The sequence below is a fragment of the Pusillimonas sp. MFBS29 genome, assembly GCF_020687695.1.
Lineage (GTDB): Bacteria > Pseudomonadota > Gammaproteobacteria > Burkholderiales > Burkholderiaceae_B > Pusillimonas_C.
In genome coordinates, this window is record NZ_JAJEWL010000009.1 from 1 (window position 1) to 22,075 (window position 22,075).

The 22,075-nt window shown below is 57.0% G+C and carries 18 protein-coding genes; 2 read left to right on the forward strand and 16 right to left on the reverse strand.

Going from position 1 to position 22,075, the window contains the following annotated elements:
- On the reverse strand, positions 1 to 557 hold a 557-nt coding region (locus LKR43_RS13460), incomplete at its 3' end, for a transposase (protein ID WP_227684554.1).
- 151 nt (positions 558 to 708) lie between these two features.
- Positions 709 to 2,346: an acyl-CoA synthetase gene (locus LKR43_RS13465; RefSeq protein WP_227684555.1), complete on the reverse strand. Its 1,638-nt coding sequence runs from the start codon at positions 2,344 to 2,346 to the stop codon at positions 709 to 711.
- 151 nt (positions 2,347 to 2,497) lie between these two features.
- Between LKR43_RS13465 and LKR43_RS13470 the strand changes: the two genes are divergently transcribed.
- The gene (locus LKR43_RS13470; RefSeq protein WP_227684556.1) at positions 2,498 to 2,971 is read left to right on the forward strand and encodes an AMP-binding protein; all 474 of its coding nucleotides are present in this window, start codon (positions 2,498 to 2,500) and stop codon (positions 2,969 to 2,971) included.
- 67 nt (positions 2,972 to 3,038) lie between these two features.
- On the opposite strand, the gene LKR43_RS13475 is transcribed toward LKR43_RS13470, so the two are convergent.
- From LKR43_RS13475 to ppk1, 11 genes are all read right to left on the reverse strand, one after another.
- The gene (locus LKR43_RS13475) at positions 3,039 to 3,827 is read right to left on the reverse strand and encodes a helix-turn-helix domain-containing protein (protein WP_227684557.1); all 789 of its coding nucleotides are present in this window, start codon (positions 3,825 to 3,827) and stop codon (positions 3,039 to 3,041) included.
- Positions 3,828 to 3,994: 167 nt separating this feature from the next.
- Positions 3,995 to 5,974 (reverse strand): acetate--CoA ligase, encoded by a 1,980-nt coding sequence (gene acs, locus LKR43_RS13480; protein WP_227684558.1) that lies wholly within the window; start codon positions 5,972 to 5,974, stop codon positions 3,995 to 3,997.
- Between the two features lie 33 nt (positions 5,975 to 6,007).
- On the reverse strand, positions 6,008 to 6,712 hold the full coding sequence (locus LKR43_RS13485) for an ABC transporter ATP-binding protein (RefSeq protein WP_227684559.1): 705 nt from the start codon (positions 6,710 to 6,712) through the stop codon (positions 6,008 to 6,010).
- On the reverse strand, positions 6,709 to 8,613 hold the full coding sequence (locus tag LKR43_RS13490; RefSeq protein WP_227684560.1) for an ATP-binding cassette domain-containing protein: 1,905 nt from the start codon (positions 8,611 to 8,613) through the stop codon (positions 6,709 to 6,711). Before LKR43_RS13490 ends, LKR43_RS13485 begins: the two co-directional genes overlap by 4 nt.
- Positions 8,610 to 9,464: a branched-chain amino acid ABC transporter permease gene (locus LKR43_RS13495; protein WP_227684561.1), complete on the reverse strand. Its 855-nt coding sequence runs from the start codon at positions 9,462 to 9,464 to the stop codon at positions 8,610 to 8,612. The genes LKR43_RS13490 and LKR43_RS13495 overlap by 4 nt, the downstream gene beginning before the upstream one ends.
- 67 nt (positions 9,465 to 9,531) lie before the next feature.
- Positions 9,532 to 10,908: a substrate-binding protein gene (locus tag LKR43_RS13500; RefSeq protein ID WP_227684562.1), complete on the reverse strand. Its 1,377-nt coding sequence runs from the start codon at positions 10,906 to 10,908 to the stop codon at positions 9,532 to 9,534.
- A gap of 421 nt (positions 10,909 to 11,329) precedes the next feature.
- Positions 11,330 to 12,106 carry a phosphate ABC transporter ATP-binding protein PstB gene (gene pstB / locus LKR43_RS13505; protein WP_227684563.1) on the reverse strand — a complete coding sequence of 259 codons (777 nt, stop codon included), beginning with the start codon at positions 12,104 to 12,106 and terminating at the stop codon, positions 11,330 to 11,332.
- Positions 12,107 to 12,148: 42 nt separating this feature from the next.
- On the reverse strand, positions 12,149 to 13,009 hold the full coding sequence (gene pstA, locus LKR43_RS13510; RefSeq protein WP_227684564.1) for a phosphate ABC transporter permease PstA: 861 nt from the start codon (positions 13,007 to 13,009) through the stop codon (positions 12,149 to 12,151).
- Between the two features lie 14 nt (positions 13,010 to 13,023).
- On the reverse strand, positions 13,024 to 13,962 hold the full coding sequence (pstC, locus tag LKR43_RS13515; protein WP_227684566.1) for a phosphate ABC transporter permease subunit PstC: 939 nt from the start codon (positions 13,960 to 13,962) through the stop codon (positions 13,024 to 13,026).
- Positions 13,963 to 14,125: 163 nt separating this feature from the next.
- The gene (pstS, locus tag LKR43_RS13520) at positions 14,126 to 15,169 is read right to left on the reverse strand and encodes a phosphate ABC transporter substrate-binding protein PstS (protein WP_227684568.1); all 1,044 of its coding nucleotides are present in this window, start codon (positions 15,167 to 15,169) and stop codon (positions 14,126 to 14,128) included.
- Positions 15,170 to 15,271: 102 nt separating this feature from the next.
- Positions 15,272 to 17,344, reverse strand: coding sequence for a polyphosphate kinase 1 (ppk1, locus tag LKR43_RS13525; RefSeq protein WP_227684578.1), 2,073 nt, complete (start codon positions 17,342 to 17,344; stop codon positions 15,272 to 15,274).
- Between the two features lie 194 nt (positions 17,345 to 17,538).
- On the opposite strand from ppk1, the gene ppx reads away from it, so the two are divergent.
- Positions 17,539 to 19,029: an exopolyphosphatase gene (gene ppx / locus LKR43_RS13530; protein ID WP_227684580.1), complete on the forward strand. Its 1,491-nt coding sequence runs from the start codon at positions 17,539 to 17,541 to the stop codon at positions 19,027 to 19,029.
- Between the two features lie 11 nt (positions 19,030 to 19,040).
- Here the strand turns inward: ppx and LKR43_RS13535 are convergent, their stop codons facing one another.
- The 3 genes from LKR43_RS13535 to folP all read right to left on the reverse strand — a co-directional run bounded on the left by LKR43_RS13535 (position 19,041) and on the right by folP (position 22,070).
- Positions 19,041 to 19,823 (reverse strand): GNAT family N-acetyltransferase, encoded by a 783-nt coding sequence (locus LKR43_RS13535; protein ID WP_227684582.1) that lies wholly within the window; start codon positions 19,821 to 19,823, stop codon positions 19,041 to 19,043.
- Positions 19,824 to 19,887: 64 nt separating this feature from the next.
- Positions 19,888 to 21,234, reverse strand: coding sequence for a phosphoglucosamine mutase (gene glmM / locus LKR43_RS13540; RefSeq protein WP_227684584.1), 1,347 nt, complete (start codon positions 21,232 to 21,234; stop codon positions 19,888 to 19,890).
- Positions 21,231 to 22,070 (reverse strand): dihydropteroate synthase, encoded by an 840-nt coding sequence (gene folP, locus LKR43_RS13545; protein ID WP_227684586.1) that lies wholly within the window; start codon positions 22,068 to 22,070, stop codon positions 21,231 to 21,233. The genes glmM and folP overlap by 4 nt, the downstream gene beginning before the upstream one ends.
- Between the last annotated feature and the right edge of the window lie 5 nt (positions 22,071 to 22,075).

The following is a 22,075-nucleotide window of genomic DNA, read 5'->3' on the forward strand; positions in this document are numbered from 1 at the left end:
ACGCGCACGTGCTCCCTGCCTGGCAGGCGCTTCAAATAGCTGCGCAGGCTCGCCTCTGAGCGGCCCAGCACCACATCGAACACCTTGTGGTGCTTCAAGTCCACCAGCGTGGTGGCGTAACCCTTCTTGCGGCTGAAGAAATGCTCATCGATGCCCAGCACCTGCGGGCACTGGCGGCTGGATAACTCCGACACACGCTGCTTGATAAAGGACTGATACCAGCGCTCGACCGTCGCGCTGCCGATCCGGTGTGTGCGCGTGAGCTGACGCTGGCTTACGCCCCCATCGTGGGCCTCGAAGACTTCCAGGCGATAGGCCTCGGTGGCCCGGCGCCGGGGCCGGATACCGGCAAACCGGTGACGAAAGTACCGGTTGCAATCCAGGCAGTGGTACTTGGGCACGGCCAGGTGCAGCATCATCAGTTGATTGCCCTGGCGGGTGTGCTTGAGCGTACGCTGGTGCGTCGCTTTAATGCGTACTGACGTTTGCTGGCAATGTACGCACGCCAAGCGCTTGGCCGGCCTGGCCCAGACATGAATCTCTCGGCCACGCTCCACTCGTTCAACTACTAAATCTCGGATTCCTAAGATAGAATCGACTGGGGACATCGGCATTCCTTCCATTAGACATGTTTCTTCGCAAAAACAAGTTTAATGAATGTCGCTTGTCCCCCTTTTATGATGAAGAGCCTTGATGCGCAGGCTTTTTTTATTTCTGCCGCCAGACCTCGACCTGCTTGCGCAGCTCTCGGCGTATGACCTTGCCGGTGGTCGTCATGGGCAACTCGGTCACAAAGAATATTTCGCGCGGATACTCATGTGCCGCCAGCCGGATTTTCACATGTTCCTGAATTTCCCGCTTCAGAGACTCGCCGGGCTCAAGATTATCCTGCAGCACAATAACGGCCGTCACAACCTCGGTTCTTTGAGGATCGGAAGCACCCACGACCGCCACCATTTTTACCGACGGATGCTGCAGGATGCAGTCTTCGATTTCTCCGGGGCCGATGCGATAGCCTGCCGAGGTGATTACGTCGTCGTTGCGGCCCAGAAAATGAATATAGCCATCGCCATCCATGCTGCCCGTATCTCCGGTGACCAGCCAGTCGCCTATATATTTTTCCCGGGTAGCATTCGTATTGTTCCAGTATTGCAGGAACATGACGGGATCCGGACTACGCACGGCGATATTTCCGGTTTCACCGGCAGCCAGCACAGTGCCGCTTTCATCGATGATGGCAACATCATGGCCTGGAACCGGCCGACCTATGGCACCCGGGCTAACCGGCATCAGGTCGGCGCACGACGACACCGTCATATTGCACTCGGTCTGTCCGTAGAATTCGTTGATGGTCAGGCCGAAAGTACGTCGCCCCCAGTCAAGCAACTCCATTCCCAGTGATTCGCCGCCACTGGCCACCGAGCGCAAACGGTAATTCCAGCGCTTCTCGGGTTCGGCCACCGTGCGCATCATCTTCAGGGCAGTAGGTGGCAAAAAGGTATTGCGTACGCCGTGGTCCTGCATGAGCTGGAACGCAGCTTCAGGCGTGAATTTCGCGAACCTGTGCGCGACTACGGTAATACCGTGATGCCAGGCCGGCATCAGCACATCGAACAGACCGCCTATCCAGGCCCAGTCGGCCGGCGTCCACATACGGTCGCCTTCCAGGGGAAAAAGGTTGTGCGAAATTTCAACGCCTGGCAGATGGCCCAGCAATACGCGATGTGCATGCAGGGCACCTTTAGGCTGCCCCGTCGTGCCCGACGTGTAAATAATGACAGCTGGATCGTCGGCGCTCGTATCGACGGGCGTGAGGTCGGAGCTATGCCTGGCAGCCTCGCGGTGCAGATCGAGGGCGCCGTCGCAAGCACCATCTATGGTGAACACCACCTGAAGGTTGGGCAGCTGATCACGTATTTGAGCCAGCTTTGCGGCACCTTCGGTATTGGTTACAACCACGCGCGCACCGCTATCGCTCAAGCGATATTGAAGTGCCTCGACACCGAACAGGGTAAACAGCGGAATGGCGATACAGCCGGTTTTGTATGCGGCGATGTGGCTCATGGCCGTTTCCGGCGCCTGCGGCAGCAGTATGCCCACACGGTCGCCAGGCTCGATACCGTGATCCAGCAACAGGTTGCCCACACGATTGGACATTTCCAGCAGCTCGCCAAAGCTGTAGTTTCGTGCTGCGCCGTCGTGACCGACATGTATCAGGGCCAGCCGGCCCGCGTCTTGCTGCGCCCATTTGTCGCAAACATCCACACCTATGTTGTACCGTGAGGGGATGTCCCAGCTGAATCTTTGTCTGATATCGTCATAGCTGACGGGTTTCAAGGGCAACATGAGCATTTTCCTGCTTTCGAATGAATGATGACGATATCTTACGCCCAGTTCAAAATTAACGGGAAAACCCTAGGCGATAGCCTTAGAAAACCACGCCCTGGCTCTCTATACTCACCCCTGTGACTTTTTTTACTTTGAAGGCTGGCTGTATATGATGCGCACCCTTGATTTCTGGACATCCATGGCTGAACGCCATGGCCAGTCGACTGCCCTGGAAAACGACGAGACCCAGGTCTCGTATTCCGAACTATTGGTGGCAGTCAATGCCCTGGCCGTGGCCCTGCAGTCCAAAGACCCCACGCCCGGCACACGGGTAGGCCTGTGCGCCCAGCCCTCTTCGCTGGAGTATCAGGTCAGCATGCTGGCCATACTGGCTGCCGGCAAAGTGCTCGTACCCCTGAGCTGCAACAGCAGCACCGAAACCCTGGACGAAATACTCAACGACACCCTGTGCTCAACCATTATCGTTGATGAGGCCGGCCAGGAAAAAATCAACGCCGACGACGACTTCACCATTCAGTTTTCGCAGCTCGAAGGCCTGGTACTGACCTATCGCGGTCAGGTACCCGAGCGCCACGATGCCCAGCCGCAGAACTCCACAAGCACCAGCACACAAGAAGCCTGAACTGGCAGCTTCAGCCTCGGCGAACTCAGCGAAGGCGGTAGACGCTGGAATTGTTCAACCGCACTTTTTATTCCGCCGGCACGACGGACTTGACGAACTCACTGGGAGTAAGACCAAGATTGCGTCGAAACATGGCCGTGAACGCACTTTGATTCTGATAACCAAGATCCAGTGCGACGGCCAGTACCTGTTTGCCTTCAGCCAGCCACTCCAGAGCGGTCAGCAGCTTTGCCTGCTGTCGCCACTGTCCGAACGACATGCCCAACTCGTGCATGAACAGCCGATGCAGGGTGCGCTGGTCGTAGCCAAGATCCCTGGACCATTCATTAAGCGTTTTCACGTCGTCCAGATGCTCCTGGATGTGCGTGCAAATAATGGCCAGACGATGATCCTTTGGTACAGGCAGGTGCAAGGGCAGGCACGAGTCTGCACTGACCTCTTCGAGCAGCAGATTCATGAGCAACTTGATGCGGCGGCTGGGCACGGCACTGAGGCCGGCGGCCGCAACGGCTGCGATGATTTCCCGAAAAAGAGGCGAAACCGGCAGCATGCAGCTTTGGGCCGGCAAACCATGTGAGAAAGCCGGGTTGACGAAAACAGAGCGCAACCGCACCTTGCCCAGCATGCGAACCCGATGCCGTACATGAGGTGCGAGCCAAAGGGCGCGTGTGGGTGGCACCACCCAATGCCCTTCAGTACTCGAGACCACCATAATGCCACTCAAAGCGTATTTGATCTGACCCATTTCATGAGAATGATCGGTCAGTATCGTGGAGTCGGCGAAATCCCGGCTCAGACTGCCTGCCAGGACCCCGGCATGGCTACCCGCCATACTGATCCCGAATTGCGTTTCCATAGCAGCTATCTACCCCCAAAACCAAAATGGCTTTCAAACACATAATGATCAAGACGACAGATCCGCAGTTGCTCTCGCCGGCGTTATCCGTGCATTGATTCTAATAGAACCTGAAGTTATAACCATGAAGGAAAACCCCCATAACAAGGCGTAAGCAGCCTTGCCGGTCAATACACTCCAGTAAACTGCTTGAGCACATCAGGATTCTCGAGCGTAGACACGTCTTGCGTGATCTCCTTTCCTTCCGCAACGACCCGCAACAGCCTTCTGAGTATCTTGCCCGAGCGCGTCTTGGGTAGATTGTTGCCAAAGCGGATATCCCGAGGTTTGGCGATGGGCCCCACCTCACTGGCAACCCAGTCGCGCAGTTCCCTGGCGATGGCATCAGCCTGTTCACCCTCGGGTACCGGCTCCTTGAGCATAATGAAGGCCACGATTGCCTCGCCCGTGGTGGCATCGGGACGCCCGACGACCGCCGCTTCGGCAACCTTTTCATGAGCTACCAGGGCAGATTCGATTTCAGTGCCACCCAGTCGATGCCCCGATACACTCAGGACGTCGTCGGTACGGCCCATGATCCAGTAATAGCCATCCGCATCGCGCTGTGCGTTGTCGCCGGCCAGGTAATAGCCTTTCAGGTCTGACGGAAAATAACTGCTTCTGTAGCGCGCCTCATCGCCCCATACGGTTCGTATCATGGCCGGCCACGGCCGCTTGATGACCAGGAAGCCACCACGCCCCTGCGGCACATCGTTGCCCGCCTCGTCAACGACTCCAGTGACGATGCCCGGCAACGGCAAGGTGCAGGACCCCGGCTTGAGCGGGGTCGCGCCCGGCAAGGGACTCAGGATATGTCCTCCGGTTTCCGTCTGCCACCAGGTATCGACAATAGGGCAACGGCCCCGACCCACATTCTGGTAATACCAGATCCATGCCTCGGGGTTGATCGGCTCACCGACAGAGCCCAGCAAGCGCAGGCTGGAAAGGTCATAGCGCTGCGGATGCGTATCGGGATCGGCCTGAGCGGCCTTGATCAGGGAGCGGATGGCCGTCGGCGCCGTATAGAAGATGCTGACCCTATGACGCTGTATCATTTCCCAGAAGCGGCCGGCGTGCGGATGCGTGGGGATTCCTTCGAATATGATCTGTGTAAGACCGGCAGCCAGGGTGCCGTATGTGATGTAGCTATGGCCGGTTACCCAGCCCACATCGGCCGTGCACCAGAAGATATCGTCGGGGCGCGCATCGAACACCCATTTGGTGGTCAACGTTACCCAAAGCAGATAGCCCGCCGAAGCATGCTGCACGCCCTTGGGTTTCCCGGTAGAGCCCGAGGTGTACAGGATGAACAAGGGATGCTCGGCCTCTACTGAAACGGCCTCGCAAGAGTCACGCTGATTCTTCTCGAGATCATGCAACCAGACGTCGCGTGTTTCATTCCAGTTGACGTCGCCGCCGGCCCGCTTGTACACGACCACGTGCTGAACGATATCGCCCCCTTCGTCGGCCAGCGCCTCGTCGACGGCGCCCTTCAGCGCAATGGCACGCCCGCCCCGCATCTGCGCATCGGCGGTTATGACCAGCCTGGCACCAACGTCCACAATACGCTGATGCAGGCTTTTGGCGGAGAACCCGCCAAACACCACGGAGTGAATCACTCCCAGACGGGCGCAAGCCTGCATGCAGGCTATCGCTTCAATGGACATGGGCAGGTAAATGATGGCCCGGTCGCCCTTCTGGTAGCCCAGTGACCGGATACCGTTGGCAATCCGGCAGACGCGGGCATACAGTTCCCGATACGTCACTTTTTCCACCGTTCCGTCATCGGCCTCAAAGATCAGTGCGGTTTTATCGGCGTTGCCGTTGGTCAGATGCACATCAAGACAGTTTTCGGAAACATTCAGTTCGCCGTCATCGAACCAGGTATAGAAGGGGGCTCTGGATTCATCCAGCACCTTGGTGAATGACTTGCGCCAGACCAGGTGCTCATTGGCCAGACGCGCCCAGAAGCCATTGAAATCTTCGTCGGCTTCCGCACACAGCGCTTTGTAGCTGTCCATGCCTGCAACCGCTGCGCCGGCCATGGACCTGGATGACGGCGAAAACACACGATGTTCGACCAGGATGGAATCAATGGTAGATGACATTACATATACTCCTGCTTCATCAAAGCGTGAAAATCACGCTGCGGCTCCTAGATAGCGGTTCATGATCTCGGGCTTGCCCTGCAGCTCGTCAGAGCTTCCCCCGAATACGATATGCCCGGTATTGAGCAGATAGCAGCGGTCGGCCATGGACAGCGCAGCCGCCACGTTTTGCTCGACCACCACGATGGTTCGTCCCTGGCGGGCCAGGTCCTGGCAGACATTCATGAGGTCGCGCACGATCAGCGGGGCAAGCCCCTCGAAGGGCTCGTCAAGCAGAATCAATCGCGCATCACGAATCATGGCGCGCGCAATGGCCACCATCTGCTGCTCACCTCCGGACAGCTCACGGCCCTTGTTGTCGCGCCGCTCATCCAGACGCGGAAAGGTGCGATAGATCTCCGAGAAGCTCAGCGGTTTCTTCGCCGTCATCGCAGCAAGTTTCAGGTTCTCGTGAACGGTGATGCCACCAAATACCCGCCGTTCCTCCGGCACCAGCTGCAAGCCCAGGCGTGCAATCAGATGTGCGGGCATTTGGTGGATGGGTGTACCGGCAAAAGTGATTTGCCCGGACTTGGCCGTGAGCGCCCCCGCCAGGGTTTTCAGCAAGGTGGATTTGCCGGCACCGTTACGGCCCAGCAGCGCCACGACCTCGTTCTCCTTAACCTCGAGCGACACATCGAACAGAATGTGCGAATCGCCATAATAGGTATTGATGCTTTCGGCTTCCAATAGATTCATGACTCGACTACGCCTCCCAGATAAGCTTCCTGCACAGCCTTGTTGGCCTGGATTTCTTCCGGGGTACCCTCCGCAAGGAAGTTGCCATCGTAAAGAACCGTGATTTGATCCGCCAGTTCGAACATGGCGTCCATGTCATGCTCGACAATGAGCACTGTACGGCCACGTCTTATGCTCTTGAGCAAGGCCACCGCATGCACACGCTCCTCCGGGCTCATGCCGGCGAGCGGCTCGTCAAGCAGCAGAACGTTGGCACCTGTTGCCAGCGCCAGGCCGATCTCAACCCGCCTCTTTTCTCCGTAGGAAAGCTCGTGGACCGGCGTATCAGCCTTGTGGCTCAGCTCGACCAGCGCCATGGCAGCCTCGACCTGCTCTCCGTAACCGCTGACGCCATTCAGGCTGGACAAGGCATCGAAGCGGAAGGATCCACGCTTCTGTCCCAATACGGACATCAGGATATTCTGGCGAACGGTCAGGGCATCGAACAGTTCGTTGACCTGATAGCTCTTGCTCATGCCCATCTGGCACACCTGGGTAACGCCAATGCCGGTAATATTTTCACCACGCAGAAAGACTTCACCAGAGGTAGGCAGGATCTCGCCGGCCAGCATCTTGAAAAAAGTCGACTTGCCGGCGCCGTTCGGCCCGATGAGTCCACGAAGCTCGCCTTCGGCGACCGAAATCGAAACCCCCTTTACAGCCTTGAGCCCACCGTAGTGCTTGGCAATATTATTGGCCTGCAATATGGGAGAACCTGGCTTGACGGGCGCGGCCTCACGCATTACCAGCTTCACCGCCGGGCGTCGCGACGCCTGCTGCACCGGCTCGGTATAGGCGCGCGCAATGCGGCGCGTCATCCGCTTGTTTCGCCAGGCAATGAATTCCCCGCAAATACCACGACGGAACATGGTAACCAGGATGACGAAGATCACACCCAGTATCAGTCTCCAGTATGGGCCGACCGAATCCACAAATTGCAGGACTTCAAACAGGTACAGCCAGATAAATGCACCCAGCAGCGGCCCGAACAAGGTACCCGCGCCGCCCATCACCGTCTGGATGACCAGCTCGGCGGAAGTATGCAGGTTAAAGGCATCGGGCGGCATGTATCCCTGGAACAATCCCAGCAGACCGCCGGCCACGCCGCCATAGGCGGCTGCCACGACGAAGACCGCCAGTTTGTAGCGCTGTATCTTGTGTCCGACTGCCATCGCCCGAACCGGGTTGCCGCGAATCGCTGTCAGGATGACACCAAACGGCGAGAGCGAAATGCGACGGGCGATAACGAATCCAACAAAGAACATGACCGCCAGAAAGGTGTACATGGACCAGCCCGGCTGTATCGTGTAGCTGAAGAAACCCAACTCGATGGCGGGTTCCGGAATGCCCGGTATGCCGTTTTCCCCTCCTGTCCAGTCACGCAATGGACCGAACTCAAGAAAGTAGATCATCTCGGCAAAAGCCAGGGTGCTCATGGCAAAGTAGATGCCACTGCGCCTGAGGGTGAGGTAGCCGATCAGCAGACCCAGCACCGAGGCAACCAGCATGGCCACCACCAGGGCAAGCAGCATATTGGGAATGATGCCGGTGGTAAGCAGGTAGGCGGTTACGAAACTGCCGGTTCCGTAGAATGCCGCCTGGCCGAATGACAGAAGGCCGGCATAGCCAAACAGCAGGTCAAAACCCAGGCCGAACAACCCCCAGATCAGGACGCGCCCAAGCAGATCAGGCCCCGCACCAATTAGGGGCGCCATGAACGGGGCAACGCAAAGCACCATGGCAGTAATGACTTCCACCGCATAGCGGCGCCGGAATCCTCCGGTACTGACCGCCCGCACGGAATGCGCCTCGCCCACATTTTCACCCGGTTTGATTGCAACGGAGTTATCAGTCTGACTCATGCCCTGCCCTCCACGCCCAACAGGCCTTGTGGCCGCAAAATAAGAATGATCGCCATGGCCGCAAACAGCATGACATCTGAATAAACCGGGTTGAACAGGGAAGTCAGGCTAAGAATCTGCCCCGCAATCAAGCCTCCCAGTATTGCGCCCGGGAATGAACCCACGCCACCGAGCACGACGACCACAAATGACTGGATCAGTACGCGGAAGCCCATATCGGGCACGATGGAAACGATGGGGGCGTAAATCATGCCCGCGAAGCCGGCCGCCGCTGCCCCTACTCCGAAAACAATCAGGAATGCGCGCTGTATGTTGATGCCCAGCAGGCGGGTCATCAGGGCATCTTCAATGCCGGAGCGGATGATCAACCCAAGCCGCGTGCGGTAAAGCACCAGCCAGCACAGACCCAACGCACCCGCCGCAATGCCCAAAATCTGAATACGATACAAAGGATACACAACAAACCCCATGTCGACGACACCTTCGCCCCAGACAGGCAAGGGAACACGTTGTCCGACGCCGCCAAAAATTGCGCGGATGATTTCGACAATGACAATGCTGATGCCGAAAGTAACCAGAATCTGATCTTCGACAGGTCGGTTGTAGAACCGCTTGATCAGGCCTCGTTCCATGATCAGGCCCATCACCATGGCGGCTACCGCACCGCCAAAGATGGACAATACAAAAGAACCGGTACTGGTAAATACGGAAAAGCCGGCGTAAGCGCCCACTACGAACAACGCGCCGTGTGCAAAATTGATTACACCAAGCGTGCCGTAGATAATGGTCAGACCGGCAGCAATGAGGGAGAGCAGCACCCCCAGCGCCAGACCATTGAAAACTTGTGACATGATTAGGCCAAGGCTAGGCATGCTAGTCTCCCCTTTTTTATAACAACGAAATGATCACAGTCCCGGCTCAGGCCGCCGGAGCCATCTTGCAACCGGCATAGCCTACCGGCGGCAGCGTATCCACCCCGTTGGCTACGGCGACCACATCGACCAGATCATCCTTGTTCTTGATTTCGGAAGGTTTCTTGCCCTTGACGACGGCAAAGTTGGCCGCGCCATCGTGATCCTCGGCGCGGAAGTAGACTTCGCCACCCATGGTGTAGGGCCGCTTGTGATTGATGCTGTCCTCGAAAGCCTTGACAACTTCGGCGGGATAGAAGGTTCCCGCACGTTCAACGGCATCAGCCCACAAAAGCATGGTCATGTAGGCGTTATGCTCGGGATCACGCGGCTTGGCGTTGAACTTCGCCTCGTATGCCTCGACGAAATCCTTCGCTACCTCGTTCTTTTCGGCTTCTGTCCACCAGAACACCATGGTGCCGTGCACGCCTTCCATGATCTCGGGGCCGACCTCTTCCAGCATGTAGGCGGGCATGTAGGGCACGCACATCTTCATGTTTTTGAGCACACCGAACTGGTGGGCCTGCTTGGCCGAGTTGACCGCGTCAGCGCCATAGTCAAGGTTGATGAGTATATCGGCGCCACTGTTGGCCACGTTCAGCAGATACGCACTGTAATCGGTCGCACCCAAAGGATGGATCTGTGGCGTATCAATGGTGGTCCATCCCTGCGCCTCGGTGAACTCACGCATGTGATCATGAATGGAGTGTCCGTAGTTGTAGTCGGGCACCAGGTAGATGGCCTTCACGTCTTTGCCATAGGCTTCGGCCAATACGGGTGCGATTGCCTTCGACGCCGTGTAGGCATGGTGGCACAGACGGAAGCCATAGCGCCGGCAATCCTTGCCGGTGGTATCGCTTGAACCGCTGATGATGGGAAAGTACAGCGTTTTGGCGCGTTCGCAGGTATTTTGCAACGCGATTGCCACCGAACTACTGACACTGCCTGCAATCATCATGGCCTTGTCCTGACGGATGAAACGCGTCGCGGCCTGCACTGCGCTATTGGGCTTGGTCTCTGCATCGCCAATAACCAGTTCGACTTTCTTGCCCAGAATGCCCTGCTTGGTCAGCGGCGATACCTTCTTTACCCGTGGATCTCCATTATTGATCATTTCCGCCGCGAGTTCGAAGCCACGCTTCTGTCCGGCTCCCTCTGCCGAGTAGGGGCCGGTCAAGTCCAGTGTAAGACCGGCAACAACGGTATCACCCGCGACGCCATCGGGGTAGTTGCCCAGTTTTGGATACTTTTTCTCCTGACCGAAGGCGGCCGAGCTATATGCACCTGGCACGAGCAAGCCACCTGCAACCGCTGTGCTGGTCTTGAGAAAACCACGACGTTCCGTCGTGCTGTCCTGCTTGTCTTGAACTTTCTTGTCTTCCACCGTAAGTCTCCTTTTGATAATTCGGTGACGCATGAGTCGTCCCGCAGTTTTCCTGTGCCAAGCTGCGCCCTTCCGTATTGCGGGCAGGGACGTCAATCGTGCGCAAGAATTCTTTGCCGCAATGAACACGCATTGCAGGCCGTTTGTCTGTTGTATTTCTTATCAAGAGCGTATCCGCAGTGTTCTATAGTTATTTGCTACGGATGTGGCGCAGATTATCAAAGGAAAGTAAGTGCAACTCACTTGAAAAGGACATTAACTAACGCAAATCTGACTTTCCAAATAAAGCCAAGGGTTAACCTGCATGAGAAAGCGGCATGGAAAGATCACGAATCGGACATGAGCGCGTTTACGGCCGATTTTCAGACGAAAAAAAACGCCGGTATCAAGCGGCGTTTTTCTAATTGGCAGGCATTGAAGCCTATCCGAATCGACCCGTAATATAGTCTTCGGTTTCCTTGCGTGCGGGCTTCACGAAGATCTGGTCGGTATCGCCGAACTCCATGAGCTCGCCCAGGTACATGTAGGCCGTATAGTCGGAACAGCGAGCGGCCTGCTGCATGTTGTGCGTAACAATGACCACGGTGTATTCAGACTTGATCTCGGCAATCAGCTCTTCAATCTTGGCGGTCGAGATGGGGTCAAGCGCCGAGCAGGGTTCATCGAGCAACAAAACTTCGGGTTTGATCGCCACACCGCGCGCAATGCAAAGCCGCTGCTGTTGACCACCCGACAAGCCGTTACCGCTTTGGGAGAGTTTGTCCTTGACCTCGTTCCAGAGCGCAGCCTTGGTCAGGGCCCACTCGATCCGCTCGTCCATTTCGGCCTTGCTGAGCTTTTCGAACAGACGCACGCCAAAGGCGATATTGTCATAGATGCTCATGGGAAAGGGAGTGGGTTTCTGGAAAACCATACCGACTTTGGCCCGTATCAGGGAGATATCCATCTTGGAGGCCAGGAGGTTCTCGCCATCGAGATTGATCTCGCCTTCGGCACGCTGGCCTGGATACAGTTCATACATGCGATTGAAGGTACGCAGCAGTGTGGACTTGCCACAACCGGAAGGGCCGATGAAAGCCGTAACCTTGTTTTCCTTGATGGACAGATTTACGTCCTTAATGGCCTGGTAATTGCCATAATAGAAATTCAGGTTCTTGACTTCCAGCTTGGTACGTTCAACAGGTGGTGTGGTTTGCATGGTCATATCCCAGGTCAAAGGGCTGGCCCTTGAGCCTATGTGTTATTTGCGAAAGAGACTGCGAGCAATAATATTGATGCCCAATACCAGCAGAGTGATGAGTACTGCGCCCGCCCAGGCCAGGCGGTTCCAGTCTTCGAAGGGACTGGCGGCATACTGGAAAATCACCACTGGCAGGTTGGCAATGGGTGCATTCATGTTCATGGACATGAACTGGTTGTTCAGCGCGGTAAACAACAGCGGTGCGGTTTCACCCGAAATGCGTGCGATTGCCAGCAGAACGCCGGTAATGATGCCCGAGCGCGCCGCCCGATAGCAGATGAACATCACAATACGCCACTGGGGGCAGCCCAGGGCGGCGGCGGCCTCGCGCAGGCTGTTGGGCACCAGCGACAGCATATTGTCGGTGGAGCGCACCACCACCGGAATAACGATGATGGCCAGGGCGAATGCACCGGCCCAGCCGGAATAGTGTCCAACCTGTGCAACGTATACCGCATAGATGAACAGGCCGATGACAATGGAAGGCGCAGACAGAAGGACATCATTCAGGAAGCGCGTAGCCGGTGCCAGCCAGCCGCGTTGGCCATATTCAGCCAAATAAGTACCGGCCAGCACGCCGATAGGCGTACCAATCAGCGTGGCAACCACGGCCATGGCCACACTGCCGAAGATGGCATTGAACAGACCGCCATCAGCGCCCGGAGGAGGCGTGACTTCGGTCAGCAAGCTTAATGACAACGCCGACCCGCCCTTCGTGAGCAAGGTAAGAATGATCCAGAACAACCAGAACAGGCCAAAAACCACGGTGGCGCTGGACAACGTAAGCAATACACGGTTGACGCGCTGGCGCTTTTTATAGACCGGATTCGACAGGTTGACGACAGACTCTGAAGTGAACATAAACGTTTTCCGGCTTAGTGGGTTTTGCCCTCGCCTTTTTGCAGGCGCAGCAGCAGGAGTTTGGAGAAAGCCAGAACCACGGTGGTGATCAGGAAGAGGATCAGCCCGAGCTCCAGGAGAGCCGATTTTTGCATGCCTCCGGCTTCGTTGAATTCGTTGGCCAGTGCCGAGGCGATGGAGTTGGACGGCGCAAAGATGGAATTGGGCAGATTAAAGGCATTACCGATCACAAATGTAACTGCCATCGTTTCACCCAAAGCCCGGCCCAGACCAAGCATGATGCCGCCGATAACGCCGTTCTTGGTATAGGGCAGAACCACCCGCCATACGACCTCCCAGGTCGTGGCGCCCAGGCCATAGGCGGACTCTTTCAGCATGGCAGGCACAACTTCGAACACGTCGCGCATGACCGCCGTAATGAAAGGCATGACCATGATGGAGAGAATCAGGCCTGCCGTAAACACACCGATACCAAACGGTGGCCCGGCAAAGATATCGCCCAGCACCGGTACGCCCTCGAACAGACTGATGATGTGCGGCTGGACATGCTGCTGGAACAGGGGCACAAATACGAAAAGCCCCCACATCCCGTAAATGATGGAAGGAATGGCCGCCAGCATTTCTATGGCCGTGCCCAATGGCCGGCGCAGCCATACCGGCGACAGCTCGGTCAGGAACATGGCTATGCCGAACGACACCGGCACAGCAATAAGCAGCGCTATGGCTGAAGTAAGCAAGGTGCCGACGATGGGCACCATTGCGCCGTAGATATTCTGAACAGGATCCCAGTTATTGGTCCAGAGAAAGCTGAAGCCATATTCGGCTATAGACTCGCGACTGCCATACACCAGGGACACCATGATGGCTCCCAGCAGCGCAAACACGAAGAATGCAAACGTACGGGTCAGGTTCTTGAAAATGGCGTCCATGAGTGCGCTTTGGTTATTTTTCATGTCGGTTTTTTAGCATTGAGCGAAGACCAGTAAGATAAATACACGGACATCAAATAAAAGTGAGCGCGCGTGAACTGCCGTTTTTTAACACAAGAAAGACGGTGTCAGCTTTGCTGCACCGTCTTTCCCTGAATCAGGGCCAAACGTCAGCCCATTTCATGCATTACTTCCAGATTGCGCTACCGTCAGCAGCCTTGATTTCCGTTTTCCAGGATTCGGCGATCTGATTGGTAACTGCATCGGGCATGGGCACGTAGTCGAGCTCTGCTGCCATCTTGTCACCGTTCTTGAACGCCCAGTCAAAGAAAGCCAGAACTTCTTTGCCAGCCTCAGGCTTGTCTTGCTTCTTGTGCACCAGGATGAAGCTGGCGGACGTTACGGGCCAGGATTCGGCACCGGGTTCGTTGGTCAGGACCACACCCATGCCAGGCGCGCTCTTCCAGTCGGCGTTGGCAGCTGCGGCTGCAAAGGCTTCCTGAGTAGGCTGAACAAACTTGCCGTCCAGGTTCTTCAACTGTGTCCAGGACAGGTTGTTCTGCTTGGCGTATGCGTACTCAACGTAACCGATGGAGTTCTTCAGCTGACGAACGTAAGCGGCAACACCTTCGTTACCCTTACCGCCTTGGCCTGTGGGCCATTTTACAGCTTTACCTTCGCCGACTTTCTCTTTCCACTCGGCCGATACCTTGGACAGGTAGTTGGTCCAGCCGAATGTGGTGCCCGAGCCGTCCGAACGGTGCACGACGATAATCGATGCGTCGGGCAGCTTGACATCAGGGTTCATCGCTTTGATGGCGGGGTCGTTCCACTTGGTGACCTTGGCCAGGAAAATGTCGGCAATGAGTTCGCCGGACAGTTTCAGTTCGCCGGGCTTGATGCCGTCGACGTTAACGACGGGAACCGTGCCGCCAACGATGGCGGGGAACTGGAACAGGTTGTTTTCAGACAGCTTGTCGGCCTTCATGGGGTCGTCGGAAGCACCGAAGTCAACGGTTTTGGCAATAATTTGCTGCTGGCCGCCACCGGAACCGATGGACTGATAGTTGACGCGATTGCCGGTTTCTTCCTGGTACTTGGCTGCCCATTTAGCGTAGATGGGATAAGGAAAGGATGCACCGGCGCCGGTGATGTCGGCCGCTTGAGCCGTTAGTGCGACCGCGCCAAAGGCGAAGCCAACTGAAACCTGCAATAAAACGCGCTTAAACATAGAGGTATCCTCTTGATCTGTGACTGGTGGAGACAGGACTGAACCTGCACAGATGACATCGTAAGAAATTAATATGACATGTTCGTGACAGCCATATAAATTTCAATTACCCAGCTGTTTTACCAGGTGGTCATGGATGTTGAAGGGCTTTCCACGACTGGATACCTTAGTATAAGACCCGTTCGACAGGGCGCGCCAGGCCAGCTGGTTATCGCGCAGCGCGTAAGTAAACGCCTCGCTGATCACCCTTCTCTTCAAGGCCTTGTCCAGCACCGGAAAACTCACCTCGACACGCCGAAAGAAATTGCGATCCATCCAGTCTGCGGAAGACAAATAGACGTTTTCGGCCCCGTCGTTGTAAAAATAGAACACCCGGGAGTGCTCAAGGAAGCGGCCGACGATGGACCGGACCGTAATATTTTCGGACAACCCCGGTACACCCGCCCTGAGTGCACAGGCTCCTCGCACGATGAGGTCTATCTTCACACCCGCCTGGCTGGCCTCATACAGGCAGTCAATGATAACGGGCTCGAGCAGCGAGTTCATTTTGGCCATGACACGCGCCTTCCTGCCGGCTTTGGCATGCGCGGTTTCGTTACGGATCAGCGCAAGCATGGTCTGGTGCAGGGTAAAGGGCGACTGCAGCAGCAAGTTCAGCTGCCGGCGTGCACCCAGTCCGGTCAACAACGAAAACACCCTGTCCATGTCGTGGCACATTTTCTGATCCGCAGTCAGCAGGCCGAAATCGGTATACAGGCGTGCTGTTTTCGGGTGATAGTTGCCCGTGCCCAAGTGGCCGTAACGGCGTATGAGACCTTTTTCGCGGCGCAGCACCAGCGCCATCTTGGCGTGGGTTTTATGCCCTACCACGCCATAGCTGACATGCGCACCGACTTCTTCGAGCTTGGCGGCCCAGTTGATATTGGTTTGTTCGTCAAAGCGCGCCATGAGTTCGACGACCACCGTGACCTCTTTACCTGCCTTGGCGGCAGCCAGCAGCAAGCGCATGAGCTCGGAATCCTCGCCCGTACGGTAAATGGTTTGCTTGATGGCGACCACCGCCGGATCAACCGCCGCGGCCGTCAGGAAATTAAGCACAGGCTGAAACGACTGGTAAGGATGATGCAGCAGCTGGTCTTTGGCGGCAATTGCGGCAAAAAGCTCTTCCGGGTTATCACCCACCGTATCGAAGGGCGCCGGCAGCTTCGGACGATGATCGGGGAACAACAGCTCGGACCTGTCTACCATGTTGCAAAGCTGCATAAGACGTGACAGGTTCACGGGGCCACTGACCCGGTAGGTGTCTTGCGGCTGAAGCAGGAATTCCTGCTGAAGAAAGACCTCGAGGTCGGCAGGCATGCCTTGGGCGATTTCCAGACGAACGGCGGCGCCGAAGTTGCGCTGCGACAGCTCGCCCTGCAAGGCCTGACGCAAATTGGTGATTTCTTCCTCGTCGACAAACAGATCACTGTTACGGGTAACACGCCACTGGTAGACACCCTTGACATCCAGCCCCACGAACAGCTCCCCGACAAACGCACTGATGAGCGCGGTCAGCAATAAATAGCCATGAGGAATACCGGCGATTTCGGCCGGCACCTTCATCACACGCGGCAGGGCACGTGGCGCCTGCACAATGGCTATTGAAGCGCTGCGTCCGAAGGCGTCCTGCCCCGACAATGAAACAATGAAATTCAGGCTCTTGTTATAAACGCGTGGAAACGGATGGGCCGGATCCAGCCCTATGGGTGTAAGCAAAGGCATGACCTCACGCTCAAACACGGCATGTGCCCAATCCCGCAGTTCTTCGCTCCAGGAAGCGGGATCGAGCAGGGCAATACCTTCAGTCTTGAGCTTGGGCAATACCTGGTTGGTCAGCAGGCTGTTCTGGCGCTCGACCAGCTCGTGCGCCGCGCGTTGCACGCGCTCGAAGGCTTCACCAGGACTGTAACCGTCAACGCCCACGACGCCGGGGGTCTGGCGTTGCTGCTCCTTCAGGCTGGAGATCCTTATTTCAAAGAACTCATCCATATTGGAACTGACGATGCACAAATACCGCAGCCGCTCAAGTACCGGCGTGTTGCGATTCTCGGCCATGGCCATTACTCGTTCATTGAACTTGAGCAAAGACAATTCTCGGTTCAGCAACGTCGGATTGGATGCGGAAGGAAGCATATAACAGGTCCACAAAAAGGAGTTGAGCGTTTTACTTCATTTAGATGACAGTTATGTGACACACGCCAGGCCAAATCTGCAAAACATGTGCACTAGTATAAATATGCCCGATTTCCCGGAGTTTGGCAGGGTTTCAAGCAGAAATAGGTATACGGTCTTTATAATCCACGGGTTTACAGCCGAATCTATCCATCATGGACCACCTAATTGCCGCCGTTGACCTGGGCTCAAACAGCTTCAGGCTCTCGATCGGTCGTGTCGTACAGCAAGACGGCAAGGCCCAAATTTATGCCGTCGATCGTCTCAAGGAGTCAGTCCGACTGGCTGCCGGACTGAACGAAGACAAGGTGCTGGACCAGGAATCCATAGAGCGCGCCGTCACAGTCCTGAAACGCCTGGGCGAACGACTGGCCGGTTTCCATCCGAACCGGGTTCGTGCGGTGGCCACGAACACCTTCCGGATAGCCAGGAATGTCGACGAACTGCTGCCACGAGCCGAGGAAGCCCTGGGGTTTCCCATAGAGGTCATTGCAGGACAGGAAGAGGCCCGGCTCATTTTCTCGGGTATTACCAACGAACTGCCGCCTTCCAGCAACAACCGCCTGATGATAGACATCGGCGGCGGCTCGACCGAGGTCATTATCGGCAAGGGTTTTCAGCCGCTGCACATGAGCTCGCTGTATATGGGCTGTGTCAGCTACACACGTCGTTTTTTCCCGGACGGCCGGATCACTGAATCGCGTATGCAGGAAGCACAGATCGCTGCACGACGCGAACTTGAAGGCATTTCAAAACGGTACCGGAAAGCGGGCTGGCAAGAAGCCTATGGATCGTCGGGTACGGCCAAAGGTCTGATTGCGGTATTGCAGGAAGGCGGGATGTCGAAAAAGGGCATTACGCTGGAGGGCATGGAACAACTCAAGGACAAGCTCGTTCGCGACGGCAAGGTCATCATGAGCGAACTGCCCGGCCTCAAGCACGACCGCTCTCTTGTCCTGGCGGGCGGGCTGGCCATCATGATGGCCGCCTTCAAGGAATTGAAAATCAAGGGCATGGGCCCCGGTGAAGGCGCATTGCGCGTTGGCGTGCTTTACGATCTTCTGGGCCGTGATTCGGAACACGACAAACGCCATGAGACCGTCAGGCAATTCATCAAACGCTACCATGTAGACGTGCGCCAGTCGGCCCGCGTCAAGCGTACAGCCCTGAGCCTGTTCAAGCAGCTGAACCTGCCTGACGACACCGAGGTTCAGGATCTTGAGCGCACCCTGGAATGGGCGGCCGATCTGCACGAGATAGGCCTTAGCATTGCCCACGCCGAATACCATAAGCATAGTGCCTATATTCTGCAGCACGCCGACATGCCCGGATTTTCGAACGACGACCAGATGATACTGGCCAGGCTCGTGCTGGGGCACCACGGCAAGCTCAGCAAATTCCCCGTGCAGGAACCGACGCGCATGCGTTGGCTGACCCTGCTGTGCCTGCGTCTGGCCGTCCTGCTTTCACGACGCCGCGACGATCACGAGCAACTGCCCCTGACCCTGGCTGTCGAGGGGCAGAATTTGCGCATCAGTGTTGATCAGGGCTGGCTGACCCGCCACCCCCTGTCAGAGTACTCGCTGCATGCCGAACAGAGCGAATGGAACAAAGGTGAATTCAACTTCGAACTGATCGCCAAATAAGGCGGTCGGGGTCAGCCTATGCCAAAATGGCGCCGATAGCGGGCGTCCATGGCGTGAATATCCAGCAAGACAGGAAAATCGGCCGTGTTGAAATCAGGATCCCAGGCGGGTTCGCCGCAAATGCTGGCGCCCAGCTTCAGGTAGCCTTTGATCAGGGGCGGAATGCGGGCAGGCAGGGTGCTGTCAAGGCGCTCGACGGGATAGCGGTGTCGTGGCACCACCCGGGCAAGTTCGGGCTGCCTGGCGAGCTCCTTGCTGGCCACACGCCATACTTCGGCGGCAGTAACGCCGTCGTCGCGCAGGCTGACACTGGCACAACCCAGTACATACCGGAAGCCATACTGCTTCATCAGGTTGGCAATACCCGACCACAACAGCATGATGACCGCCCCGCTGCGATAGTCGGGATGCGTACAGGAGCGCCCGACCTCGGCCATGACAGGATAAAGATGACTGAGGCCCGAGAGGTCGAACTCGGTATCGGAGTAGTACCCCCCGGCCTTGCTCACATGCTCGGGGGGCAACAGGCGGTAGGTGCCCACCACCATGCCGGAGCCGGTTTCCCTGACCATGAGATGCTCACACCAGGGGTCATAGCGATCAGTGTCCAGGCCATCTACCGCATTCGGAAACACGGCGTGCATTTCTTCCGTGAATACGTTATAGCGCAGGCGCTGTATAGCTTCGAGTTCTTCGTTGGTACGCGCCAAACCCAAAACCAGGCTTTGCGGCCCGGGTGTAGTCCAATTCGCGTCAACAACCGCATCAGACTGAATACGTGCAAGCTCTAACATAGGTGGACTCCGTAAACACTGAGCCATTATGCAGCGATAATGTTGCAGGTATTTTATGCTTACGTTACGCGTTTGTTAAGCTCACCGCCGCCAACTGGCTTACGCCCTCTTCCGCCAGCTGTTCTGTTTCGGCTTCGACCATCAGGCGCAGCTTGGGCTCGGTGCCCGATGCGCGAATCAAAACGCGCCCGCGACCAGCCAGCATCTCTTCGACACGCTTCTGAGCCGCCTGCAAACCGACATGTGACTGCCACTGCACACCGGGCGCCAGCGGCACATTGACCATTTTTTGCGGATACATCTTCAGGCCCGAGACCAGTTCAGCCAGGCTGGAGCCGCTGCGGCTCATGGCCGTCAGCACCTGCAGGGCGGCAATAATGCCATCGCCCGTCGTGTGGCAATCCAGGCACAGCAAGTGCCCCGAGCTTTCACCACCATACAGCCATCCGCGCTGCTGCATGCCTTCGAGCACGTAACGATCGCCGACCTTGGCGCGCGCAAAGCCCACGCCCAGCGCTTCCATCTGCTTTTCCAGGCCAAGGTTGGTCATCAACGTACCCACCACGCCCTCGACCGGACCCTGCATCATGCGGTCACGCACGATGGCATAAAGCAGCTCGTCGCCGTTATAGAGGCGTCCGCTGCCATCCACCATTTGCAGGCGATCGGCGTCGCCGTCGAGAGCAATGCCCAGGTCGGCCCCACGGGCCTGCACTTCAGACACCAGACGCTCGGGATGCATGGCGCCCACACCTTCGTTGATGTTGAAACCGTCCGGCTGGCAACCTATGGCAAAGACCTCACCGCCCAGCTCGCGGAATACGTGAGGGGCAACCTGGTAAGCGGCCCCATGGGCTGCATCAACCACGATGGAAAAACCCGAGAGATCCAGCTCGTTGGGGAAGGTACTTTTGCAAAACTCGATATAGCGTCCGGCCGAATCCTCGATGCGACGGGCCCTGCCGAGCGCTTCGGAGCTCACACAACCCAGGGGCTCATCGATGGCGGCCTCAATTTCGGCCTCGACCTCATCAGGCAGTTTCATCCCGGATGCCGAGAAAAACTTGATGCCGTTATCCTGGTAGGGATTGTGTGAGGCACTGATGACGATACCGGCCACCAGCCGCAAAGCACGGGTCAGATACGCAACAGCAGGCGTAGGCACCGGTCCCGCCAGCAATACGTCGATGCCCGCAGCCGACAAACCGGCCTCCAGGGCTGACTCGAGCATATAGCCCGAGATACGCGTGTCCTTCCCGATCACAACAGTAGGACGCCCACGGCCCGGATTTTGACGCGCCAGTACCCGCCCGGCTGCATAGCCCAGCCGCATGGCAAATTCGGCGTTGATGGTTGAACCACCCACTTCACCGCGCACCCCGTCGGTACCGAAATATTTACGCTTCGTCATAAAAAATCTCCGTGTTCAATTGCACGCCATACTTTTACGGCATCTGCCGTCTCGGCCACGTCGTGCACACGCAAGATATTCGCGCCGCGCGCCAGACCGGCCAATGCCGCTGCCACGCTGCCCGATACCCGTTGTGCGGGTTCGCGGTCAACAATATGACCTATCATGGATTTGCGGGACAGGCCCAGTAGCCAGGGATAGCCCTGGCCATCAAGCTCGTGCAGCCGCCGTAATAACAAATAATTCTGCTGGGGGGTTTTACCAAACCCGAATCCCGGATCCAGGACAATGCGCCGCCGGTCTATGCCCGCTTCCAGCAGGGCTGCAATGCGCTCGTGCAGAAACTGCTCGACGTCCTGCATCACATTTTCGTAGCGGGGAGCCTGCTGCATGGTCTTGGGATCGCCCTGCATGTGCATTGCGCATACGCAACAGCGCGAATCCGCCACAGCAGCCAGTGCGCCGGGAAGACGCAGGGCGTAGATATCGTTGATCATGTCGGCGCCGGCCTCGAGCGCACCGCGCATGACTTCAGGCTTGAACGTATCGATCGACAAAGGCACGCCGGCGTCGTGCAATCCGCGGATCACCGGCAATATGCGTTTGAGCTCTTCGTCGGCAGGGACCGGGTCGGCGCCAGGCCGTGTAGATTCACCACCGATATCCAGGATATCGGCCCCCTGCTCGATCAGCAGCCGGCCATGAGCGATGGCCTGATCGGCACTGAAATGCTTGTTGCCGTCGGAAAAGGAGTCTGGGGTGACATTGACTATCCCCATTATCAATGGGCGCTCGAGATCAAGCTCGAAGCGCCCGCATAGCAAGGTTGAACTCATTGATA

Bases quoted from the DNA above. Each gene is read 5' to 3' on its own strand.
- LKR43_RS13465 (WP_227684555.1), bottom strand. From the start codon at position 2,346: ATGTTGCCCTTGAAACCCGTCAGCTATGACGATATCAGACAAAGATTC.
- LKR43_RS13470 (WP_227684556.1), top strand. From the start codon at position 2,498: ATGATGCGCACCCTTGATTTCTGGACATCCATGGCTGAACGCCATGGC.
- LKR43_RS13475 (WP_227684557.1), bottom strand. From the start codon at position 3,827: ATGGAAACGCAATTCGGGATCAGTATGGCGGGTAGCCATGCCGGGGTC.
- acs (WP_227684558.1), bottom strand. From the start codon at position 5,974: ATGTCATCTACCATTGATTCCATCCTGGTCGAACATCGTGTGTTTTCG.
- LKR43_RS13485 (WP_227684559.1), bottom strand. From the start codon at position 6,712: ATGAATCTATTGGAAGCCGAAAGCATCAATACCTATTATGGCGATTCG.
- LKR43_RS13490 (WP_227684560.1), bottom strand. From the start codon at position 8,613: ATGAGTCAGACTGATAACTCCGTTGCAATCAAACCGGGTGAAAATGTG.
- LKR43_RS13495 (WP_227684561.1), bottom strand. From the start codon at position 9,464: ATGTCACAAGTTTTCAATGGTCTGGCGCTGGGGGTGCTGCTCTCCCTC.
- pstB (WP_227684563.1), bottom strand. From the start codon at position 12,106: ATGCAAACCACACCACCTGTTGAACGTACCAAGCTGGAAGTCAAGAAC.
- pstA (WP_227684564.1), bottom strand. From the start codon at position 13,009: ATGTTCACTTCAGAGTCTGTCGTCAACCTGTCGAATCCGGTCTATAAA.
- pstC (WP_227684566.1), bottom strand. From the start codon at position 13,962: ATGAAAAATAACCAAAGCGCACTCATGGACGCCATTTTCAAGAACCTG.
- pstS (WP_227684568.1), bottom strand. From the start codon at position 15,169: ATGTTTAAGCGCGTTTTATTGCAGGTTTCAGTTGGCTTCGCCTTTGGC.
- ppk1 (WP_227684578.1), bottom strand. From the start codon at position 17,344: ATGCTTCCTTCCGCATCCAATCCGACGTTGCTGAACCGAGAATTGTCT.
- ppx (WP_227684580.1), top strand. From the start codon at position 17,539: ATGGACCACCTAATTGCCGCCGTTGACCTGGGCTCAAACAGCTTCAGG.
- LKR43_RS13535 (WP_227684582.1), bottom strand. From the start codon at position 19,823: ATGTTAGAGCTTGCACGTATTCAGTCTGATGCGGTTGTTGACGCGAAT.
- glmM (WP_227684584.1), bottom strand. From the start codon at position 21,234: ATGACGAAGCGTAAATATTTCGGTACCGACGGGGTGCGCGGTGAAGTG.
- folP (WP_227684586.1), bottom strand. From the start codon at position 22,070: ATGAGTTCAACCTTGCTATGCGGGCGCTTCGAGCTTGATCTCGAGCGC.